Source organism: Brevundimonas sp. (assembly GCF_032107865.1).
In the GTDB taxonomy this organism is placed as follows: Bacteria; Pseudomonadota; Alphaproteobacteria; order Caulobacterales; family Caulobacteraceae; genus Brevundimonas.
The window spans coordinates 1-3208 of record NZ_DAMCNG010000270.1; the positions used below are offsets into that span (position 1 = coordinate 1).

2 protein-coding genes and 1 pseudogene are annotated in these 3208 nt (G+C 68.4%); 2 read left to right on the top strand and 1 reads right to left on the bottom strand.

Features of this window, described 5'->3' with window-relative positions; translation table 11 throughout:
• Nucleotides 1-734: pseudogene (locus RT567_RS15310) on the bottom strand (hypothetical protein); the annotation flags it as partial.
• 216 nt (nt 735-950) lie between these two features.
• Here RT567_RS15310 and RT567_RS15315 point away from each other — a divergent pair.
• Nucleotides 951-1658, top strand: coding sequence for a response regulator transcription factor (locus tag RT567_RS15315; protein ID WP_313577101.1), 708 nt, complete (start codon nt 951-953; stop codon nt 1656-1658).
• Nucleotides 1627-3208: ATP-binding protein (locus tag RT567_RS15320; RefSeq protein WP_313577102.1), on the top strand; the 1582-nt coding region annotated here is incomplete at its 3' end. The genes RT567_RS15315 and RT567_RS15320, both read left to right, overlap by 32 nt.

Genomic DNA, 3208 nt, shown 5'->3' on the forward strand with positions numbered 1-3208 from the left:
GGCGGCCCCTCGATCGGCGCCCGATCGCAGATGTCCATCAGCCGTTCCAGCCGCGCCCGCGCCCCCGTCAGGGCGCGCAGCGACCCGGCCACCGCCCCGCCCATGAGGAAGGCCCGGTCCGGCGCCCCAGCCAGGCTGTGCGCCAGATCGGCGACGGACCGCGTCTCCAGATCCGCAAACGTCCGGCTGCGGCCCGCCTTCAATAGCCGCTCGATCGCCTGTTCGGCCAGGCGTTGATAGTGGCGCATCAGCTCGTGCACCGACTGGCCGGGAACGGCCTGGGCCTCGGGCACGGCGACCTTCTGGATGGCGTGCTGCAACTCCACGCCGGAGGCTTCCAGCCGTTCGGCCAGATCCGGCCGATGCAGCAGCTCGAACGCCGTCGCGCCCTGACGCGCCAGCCAGTCCTCCAGGATGCGACCGATGGTCTCGCGCGCATGGGGGGCGTAGAGATCCTGCACGCCGCGACAGGAAGGGCCGCGCGGCTCGACCGGCGCCGGACGCTTGCGCTTCAGTTCCGGCGCGCCGCGCGTCAGGACGACGACGCTGGCGAACTCCATAGTCTCGGGGTCCAGGGTCTCCTTGGTGACGCGCACGGCCACGGCCTGACGGTCGCGCATCAAATCCTCGGCCGTCTCCATGGCGCGGCGACGGTCCTCCATGGCCTGCGACAGCGACCAGTCGTCCGGCGGCGTGCGGCGGATGTAAATTTCGTAGTGGACGGGACCGGCCATGGCGCTTTCGTGGACAGCAAGACGGCTATTCTGACTTTCCAGGCTTTAAGGCGAGGTTTCGCCTTTTCCTCGCACGGGTTGAAAGGCAGAGTCGCGCAAACCATTTTGCAGTGGCCGTAAAGTCACCGCGAATGCATAGAACGGTTACGCTTGCCGCGCGTTACCGGATACGGCGGCCGATCACGCGATCGACCCGCCCGCACTAAGGAGAAGCCCTTGGCTAACATCACCCTGGTCGACGACGACGAGAACATCGTGGCCTCCGTCTCTCTGGCGCTGGAAAGCCACGGCCATACGGTGACCGCCTATCACGACGGCGCCTCGGGCCTGGAAGCGCTGGAAGCCACCCCGCCGGACCTGGCCATCCTGGACGTCAAGATGCCGCGCATGGACGGCATGGAAGTGCTGCGCCGTCTGCGCCAGACCTCCAGCATTCCGGTCATCATGCTGACGTCCAAGGACGAGGAGATCGACGAGATCCTCGGCTTCAACCTCGGCGCCGACGACTATATCCACAAGCCTTTCAGCCAGCGCCTGCTGATTGAACGGGTGAAGGCCCTGCTGCGCCGCGCAGGCGTGGAAGGCCTCGACCCCATCGATCCCGCCGCCATCGAAGCCGGCAAGGCGATCAAGCGCGGCAAGCTGTCGATGGACCCGGCCCGCCACGAATCGACCTGGGACGGGCGACCGGTCAAGCTGACCGTCACCGAGTTCCTGCTGCTGCAGGCTCTGGCCCAGCGCCCCGGTTTCGTGAAGAGCCGCGACAATCTGATGGACGCCGCCTATGACGATCAGGTCTATGTCGACGATCGCACCATCGACAGCCATGTGAAACGGATGCGAAAGAAGTTCCGCATGGTCGACCCCGAGTTCGACGCTATCGAGACCCTGTATGGCGTCGGATACCGCTACCGCGAGAGCTGAACCTGAAGACGCCCCGGCGCGGCGCCGATTCCGCTTCGGCGGATCGCGCCTGGGCGGCTTCATCCTGGCCCTCAATCTTCTCAGCCTGCTGATCCTGTTCGGCGGCGCCCTGCTGCTGAACGAGTGGCGGCGCGGTCTGATCGAGGCGCGCCAGGAATCGCTCGGCGTCCAGGCTGAGCTGCTGGCCAACGTCCTGGGCGAACTGGGCATCACCCAGGGCGACCCCTATCCCATGCTGGACGATCGCGCGGCCGCCTTGTGGCTGCGCGACAACTTCATCCCGGCGGGCCAGCGCGCCCGCCTGTTCGACATGGACGGGATCGAGGTGTCGGATTCCTTCCGGGTCAGCGACACCATCCCCGGCGCCCCCCTGCCTCCCGCCAACCCGGCGGGCACCGCCCTGGCTCCGACGGAACCGTCACGACGCGAAACCGCGCGGTTGGCCCGCGCCGACGCCGAACTGTCGGCCGAAGTCGAACGCGCCCTGCAAGGCACGCCTCAGGCCGCCATCCGCCGTAACGAAGAGGGCGAGCGCGTCGTCTCCGTCTCCCTGCCCGTGCGCCATGTGCAGCAGGTGCTGGGCGTGCTGACGCTGGAAGCCGGCGACGTCAACGCCACCCTGGACGCGCAACGGCGCGCCCTGATGCCTTTCGCCCTGGTGGCGCTGGCGGTGAACCTGCTGGCGTCGCTGGTGCTGCACCTGTTCGTGGCGCGGCCGGTGATGCGGCTGTCGGCGGCGGCGGACCAGGTGCGTCTGCAGCGCGCCCGCGCCATCTCCCTGCCCGATCTCGAAGACCGCCGCGACGAGATCGGCGACCTGGCGCGCGCGCTTGAATCCATGACCGACACCCTGTCGACGCGCATGGACGCCATCGAACGTTTCGCCGCCGACGTCAGCCACGAGATCAAGAACCCCCTGACCTCCATCCGTTCGGCGCTGGAGACCCTGCCCCTGGTCAAGACCGACGAGCAGCGGGCCCGCCTGACCAATCTGCTACAGCAGGACGTGCGGCGGCTGGATCGCCTGATCACCGACATCTCGAACGCCTCGCGTCTGGACGCCGAACTGTCGCGCGACCGCCCGCGCGCCATCGATCTGAAGGAACTGCTGGGCGACATCATCGGCGTTTACGAGGCCGGACAGAAGCCGGGCGAGCCCCCGGTGCGCTTCGTCCTGACCGCCGACAGCGCCCGCGTCGTCGGCCGCGACATTCCTCTGGGCCAGGTGTTCCGCAACCTGATCGACAACGCCCGCTCCTTCAGCCCGCCGGACGGCGAGGTGCGGGTGAGCCTGGACCGCGACGACAGCCAGCCCGACCTGCCCCTGCGCATCCGCGTCGAAGACGACGGCCCCGGCATCCCGGCTGAAAACCTGGAGACGGTGTTCGAGCGCTTCTACACCTCGCGGCCCAAGGGCACGGCCTTCGGCGCCAACTCGGGCCTGGGCCTGGCCATCGTGCGCCAGATCATCGACGCCCATGGCGGGCGCGTCCACGCCGAGAACCGCACCGACCCCGACGGCGCCGTGATCGGCGCCCGCTTCGAGGTGC